The sequence below is a fragment of the Streptococcus pluranimalium genome (assembly GCF_047785705.1).
GTDB lineage: Bacteria > Bacillota > Bacilli > Lactobacillales > Streptococcaceae > Streptococcus > Streptococcus pluranimalium_A.
Genome location: NZ_JBLOJV010000057.1, coordinates 1 through 5,049, shown reverse-complemented (window position 1 = coordinate 5,049; position 5,049 = coordinate 1). Strand labels below are relative to the sequence as shown.

Annotated in this window: 6 protein-coding genes and 1 pseudogene; all 7 read left to right on the top strand. The window is 35.9% G+C overall.

Features of this window, described 5'->3' with window-relative positions; translation table 11 throughout:
* Window positions 1-134 precede the first annotated feature (134 nt).
* Window positions 135-611, top strand: coding sequence for a type II toxin-antitoxin system antitoxin PezA (gene pezA, locus ACMZ6Z_RS08880; protein WP_416132184.1), 477 nt, complete (start codon window positions 135-137; stop codon window positions 609-611).
* Window positions 611-1,366, top strand: a complete 756-nt coding sequence (gene pezT / locus ACMZ6Z_RS08875; RefSeq protein WP_416132183.1) for a type II toxin-antitoxin system toxin PezT — start codon at window positions 611-613, stop codon at window positions 1,364-1,366. The genes pezA and pezT overlap by 1 nt, the downstream gene beginning before the upstream one ends.
* 34 nt (window positions 1,367-1,400) lie before the next feature.
* A complete protein-coding gene (locus ACMZ6Z_RS08870) occupies window positions 1,401-2,300 on the top strand; it encodes a hypothetical protein (RefSeq protein ID WP_416132182.1) in 900 nt (299 codons plus the stop codon).
* 17 nt (window positions 2,301-2,317) lie between these two features.
* On the top strand, window positions 2,318-3,727 hold the full coding sequence (locus tag ACMZ6Z_RS08865) for an SIR2 family protein (protein WP_416132181.1): 1,410 nt from the start codon (window positions 2,318-2,320) through the stop codon (window positions 3,725-3,727).
* Window positions 3,727-4,002 carry a TIR domain-containing protein gene (locus tag ACMZ6Z_RS08860; protein ID WP_416132180.1) on the top strand — a complete coding sequence of 92 codons (276 nt, stop codon included), beginning with the start codon at window positions 3,727-3,729 and terminating at the stop codon, window positions 4,000-4,002. The genes ACMZ6Z_RS08865 and ACMZ6Z_RS08860 overlap by 1 nt, the downstream gene beginning before the upstream one ends.
* A complete protein-coding gene (locus tag ACMZ6Z_RS08855) occupies window positions 3,968-4,360 on the top strand; it encodes a hypothetical protein (protein ID WP_416132179.1) in 393 nt (130 codons plus the stop codon). The genes ACMZ6Z_RS08860 and ACMZ6Z_RS08855 overlap by 35 nt, the downstream gene beginning before the upstream one ends.
* 368 nt (window positions 4,361-4,728) lie before the next feature.
* A pseudogene (locus ACMZ6Z_RS08850) lies at window positions 4,729-5,049 on the top strand (SAG1252 family conjugative relaxosome accessory protein); the annotation flags it as partial.

Genomic DNA, 5,049 nt, shown 5'->3' with positions numbered 1-5,049 from the left:
CCTCCCGATAACTATTTATTATCAGTATACAATTTTTTCGTCAAAAAGTCATTAGCGTTTATTGCACCAAAAATGGTGCAATATCTCCGTGTTTATGCTATAATAGAGTAAAAAAATTAAGAATGAGGTTTACGATGATTCAAGAAAATATTAAGGCTCTTCGCCAGGCACAACAATTATCTCAGTCGGAGTTTGCGGAGAAGATTGGGATTTCTCGTAATAGCCTGAGCCGTTACGAGAATGGCGCAAGCTCTGTATCAACCGACTTGATAGATCGCATTTGTCGTCAGTTTAATGTTTCTTATGTGGATATTGTGGGGGAAGAAAAGATGTTGACGCCAGTAGAAGATTACCAGTTGACCTTAAAAATTGAGGTCATGAAGGAGCGAGGCGCGGCCGTTTTATCCAGATTATATCGTCACCAGGATGGATTGGGCATTGCCTTTGATGATGACACCAATCCTTGGGTCTTGATGAGCGATGACCTGTCAGACCTCATCAATACCAAGATTTACCTGGTGGAAAGCTTTGATGAAGTCGAGCGTTATAATGGTTACTTAGATGGCATTGAGCGGATGTTAGAAATGACCGAGCATCAGGTGGTAGCTTGATGACCTTAGAAGCATTTAACCAATCAGACTTTGAATTAGCCCTAAAACGAACAATTCGTACCTTAACTAAAGGAAAAACAAGCTCGCAAAACCCCCAGGCCACCTTACTAGGTGGACAAAGCGGAGCAGGGAAGACGACCATTCATCGGATTAAGCAAAAAGAATTTCAAGGCAATATCATCATTATTGACGGGGATAGTTACCGTTCCTTGCATCCCAATTATCTGGCTTTACAGGAAACCTATGGTAAGGATAGTGTTGATTACACCAAAGAATTTGCGGGGCAAATGGTTGAATGCTTAGTTGAGGAGTTGAGTAAGCAAGGCTATCACGTGCTTATTGAAGGGACTTTGAGAGCAGCTCAAGTGCCTCGACAAACAGCTCTGCTATTACGCTCAAGAAGCTACAAAGTGTCCTTGGTCGTGATGGCGACTAAGCCAGAGTTGTCCTACCTCAGCACGCTTATCCGCTATGAGGAGCTTTATGCCATAGACCCCAATCAGGCTAGAGCAACCCCTAAAGAGCATCATGATGGCATCGTGGAGCATTTGGTGGGGAATCTTCGAGAGTTAGAGCAGGGCAAAATTTTTGACCAGATTCAGATATACCAGAGGGATCGAACCTGTGTCTATGATTCTGAGATGGATGAAGGCTCAGCAGCAGAAGTGCTACAAGAATGTCTCTTCGGAAAATGGAGTAAGGTGGAGAAGGAGATGATGAAGGTGGGGAAAGAACGGTTGAGAGAATTTCGGTAACTTGGATTATGAGTTGAAAGGGTTTAAATGAGATATGAATGATGAATTAAGTATAGAGCTATCTAGAGGAAAAATTATTGACAATTATGTGACAAAATTTTTTAATAGATTGAATTACCATAGTGAAATTGAGGAATTAGATTTTTCAAGTAATTTGATTGACGGAGTAGAAGATGTCTTATTTTCATTGGATAGTAACGACAGATTGCCAGAAGATTTGTTAAGTGAGCTACAGTATTTACTGGGAGGATTCGTAAATGATAATCTAGAAAACTATTATAATTTGAAAAGTCAGTCTGAATTTACTCATAGAGAAAAATTACTAGAAGTACTGTCCAAATTGATATACGATGAGAAGAAATGGGTAAAATATAATCAAAACTCAAAAAAACTTACTTCAAATATACGGAGATGTATTTTAAAAGTACTAGATGCTATTACAGAATTTCAAAATGCACAAATTGTATATACAGATAATCTTATTGAAATTCTAAATAGTGAATACCCTATAACTCAAGTAAATAGGAACAACCAAGTCTTCCTTTCCCATGCCTATGTTGATAGGATATATACTTTGGGATTGTTTTTATATTTTTACGATAAGGGGATCTACTTATACATAGACTGGATGCACCAGGCACAAGGATTATTAACTAAAAAAATAAAAAACAATTTATTATCAGCAATCAACAATTCTGCTCAATTGTTATTCCTAAGAACTTTAAATAGCGAATTGGGACTGCAAGGAGGTAGTAGACAAATTAGGGAATGGTGTGCATGGGAAATAGGAACTTTTGATTATAAATCAAATAATGCAAGTAGTGAAGGATTCTATATTGATAGATATAGACAAAATAGACAAGTAAAAAGTAGGAGTCAATTAATTCAGGATTATCAACCGCTCAGAGCAATAAAAAATGGTAGACTCTATTAGTAGAAGGAGAAATTATTATGAGAGAAGAAGTGTTTATAAAAAAATTTTCAAAGACTATACAAGAAGGAAATGCAGCAGTATTTGCTGGTGCAGGAACATCAGTTGATGCAGGATTTGTTAATTGGAAAAAGCTTGTAGCACCATTTGCAACTGAAATTGGTTTAGATATTGAAAAAGAGACTGATTTAATCGGACTAACTCAATATTATATAAACTATAAATCTGGAAATAGAGGCCCTGTTAACCAAGAAATTATTAGCCAGTTTTCTAGTCCAGGTGCGGAAACTGAGGTTATGAATCTATTAACGCGACTTCCTATTACTACATATTGGACAACTAATTATGATAAGGTAATTGAAAATGGATTAATTAAGAATAATCGTAGAGGAGATATAAAGAGAAAAATAGATGATTTAGCAGTTAGCCGACCGGATAGTGACGCAGTTGTTTATAAAATGCATGGTGACGTAGATTCACCGAATGAAGCAGTTATCTCAAAAGATGATTATGAAAGGTATAGTGATAAAAATTCGTTATTTGTAACAGCATTACGAGGTGATTTAATATCTAAAACATTTTTATTTGTGGGATTTAGTTTCGAAGATCCGAACTTAGAGTCTATTTTAGGGAAGGTAAAAATTTTACTAGGAGAGCGTACAAGAGAACATTATTGTATTCAAAAGCAGGTTTTAGAACAAGATTATGATAATCAAGATGACTACCTCTATGCTAAAATCAAACAAGATTTAAAAATTAGAGATTTAATGCGCTATGGAATAGATACAGTTCTAGTTGATGATTATTCTGAGATACCAAAGCTAATATCCAAAATTGAGGAAGAGTATCTCAAAAATACAATTTTTATTTCAGGTAGTATCTCTGATCACAATGAAAATTGGAGTGAAGAAAAAGTAAATCAATTCTGCTATGATTTATCACGTTTTCTTGTTTCAAAAAATTATAAAATTATATCAGGATTCGGACTTGGGATAGGTAGTAGTATTATAAATGGAGCTCTAGATGAAATTTATAAAACCAAATATAGGCATGTCAGTGAGCATCTTGGACTGTTTCCTTTTCCTCAACATGACGATGGAGAAAAGTCTCTAGCTGAGCGCTGGACAGAGAATCGCAATCAAATGATTAATGAGGCTGGAGCTTGTATATTTATATTCGGTAATAAAAAAGTTAATGGTGAAGTAGTATTGGCTTCTGGTATGATGGAGGAATTCCAGATAGCTAAAGAAAAAGGAAAAATAATAATCCCAATTGCTTCTACTGGATTTGCTGCAAAAGAAATTTTTGATGAGATGAAAGAGTCCGGGGACTATTCATATCTAAACGATTATTGGAATGATTTAGAGAACGAAGAAGATGCTATAAAAGTTTTTAATACAATAAATGAAATTATTGAAGGAGTTAGATAATGGCAACAAAAGTATTTATTTCATTTCGTTTTAGTGATGGAAAAGAGATTAAAGATGAACTAGTTGATTTATTTGATGAATCTACTGAGGTAATTAATAGATCAGAAGATGTTGATAGAAGTCAAATGAGTGAGGACACTATTCAGGAATATCTATATGAGAAGTTAAAAGATACATCGGTTACAATTGTATTATTAACTCCAGAGGCCGTTTCTTATAGAAAGAATTGGATTGGAAATTATGATGATTGGCTTTATGGTGAACTTAGATACTGAACTTAGATACTCTTTGGAAGATAGAAAGAACAACAGAACAAATGGCGTAGTAGCAGTATATACTAAAGAAGCTAAAGAATTATTACTTGAAGAAAGCACTCACAATTGTTCTCAGTGTCAAGAAGTTAAATCATGTAGGACTTTGAAATATTTTAATAACTTGGTTAGAAAGAATATGCTGAATATCAAGTCAAGTTATAAGAGAAATCCATGTAATGATCTTTATGATGATGAATATGATTCATATGTATCTTTGGTCAGTCTAGAAAATTTTAAACGAGATTATAAAAAACATATTGAAAATGCTAAAGTCAAAAGAGATAGGTTACATGAATTTGGTATATATAAAAGAATGTGAAAGAGATTGATTTAGTATATTTGTCATTGAAACAATTAAGAGTATTTAATTTCCAAGAGCCAATCAGCTCTTTTTCTTTCCTGTGATAATTTTTCCAGCTCTGTCTTGTTACACTCTATCTAGGTTTAGAAAATCAAGTCTTGATTTTGTTTAGGGGTTTGGGGGAGAAGCCACCACATTTTCTTATCGTCGGCTGACCAACCTGTAAGGTTTTGGTCAGCTGGCGATTAGATTTTGGGTTATTGTGGACACAATAACTGAGCTCGCAAAAGCCGAAAAGGAAAGTGTGAGGCTTTCAGAAAGCACCCGTATCTGATACGGTATCGGGTCAGACCCGATAGAGGCAAGTAGAGAAGGAGTATGACATTATGACAGACCACTACCGCATTATTCGCAAGGAAATCAATCTGATCTCAGAGGAACTGGAGCAGATTCAGGAGCTGATGAGGCAAGAACACGCAGAGCAATTCTCCCCCTTTGTCCGTCAAAAGCTGATGGACTTGGTTGAGAGGAAGCAGACAGTGACGGACTGGTTTACCCTCTGGCAGTCCCAGAAGGTTGAACAGATTAGCCGTGACATCTTACAGGTGACTGTCCTGGCTGAGCAGACCCAGTAGGTCACGGCAGAGCACTTACGAATTATCTTGACCTGTGTTCAAGAGTTAATGGCAGAGCTAGATAAGTCTGTT

Excerpts from the sequence above, each read along its gene's own strand:
- pezT (WP_416132183.1), top strand. The coding sequence starts at position 611 with ATGACCTTAGAAGCATTTAACCAATCAGACTTTGAATTAGCCCTAAAA.
- ACMZ6Z_RS08870 (WP_416132182.1), top strand. The coding sequence starts at position 1,401 with ATGAATGATGAATTAAGTATAGAGCTATCTAGAGGAAAAATTATTGAC.
- ACMZ6Z_RS08860 (WP_416132180.1), top strand. The coding sequence starts at position 3,727 with ATGGCAACAAAAGTATTTATTTCATTTCGTTTTAGTGATGGAAAAGAG.
- pezA (WP_416132184.1), top strand. The coding sequence starts at position 135 with ATGATTCAAGAAAATATTAAGGCTCTTCGCCAGGCACAACAATTATCT.
- ACMZ6Z_RS08855 (WP_416132179.1), top strand. The coding sequence starts at position 3,968 with ATGATGATTGGCTTTATGGTGAACTTAGATACTGAACTTAGATACTCT.
- ACMZ6Z_RS08865 (WP_416132181.1), top strand. The coding sequence starts at position 2,318 with ATGAGAGAAGAAGTGTTTATAAAAAAATTTTCAAAGACTATACAAGAA.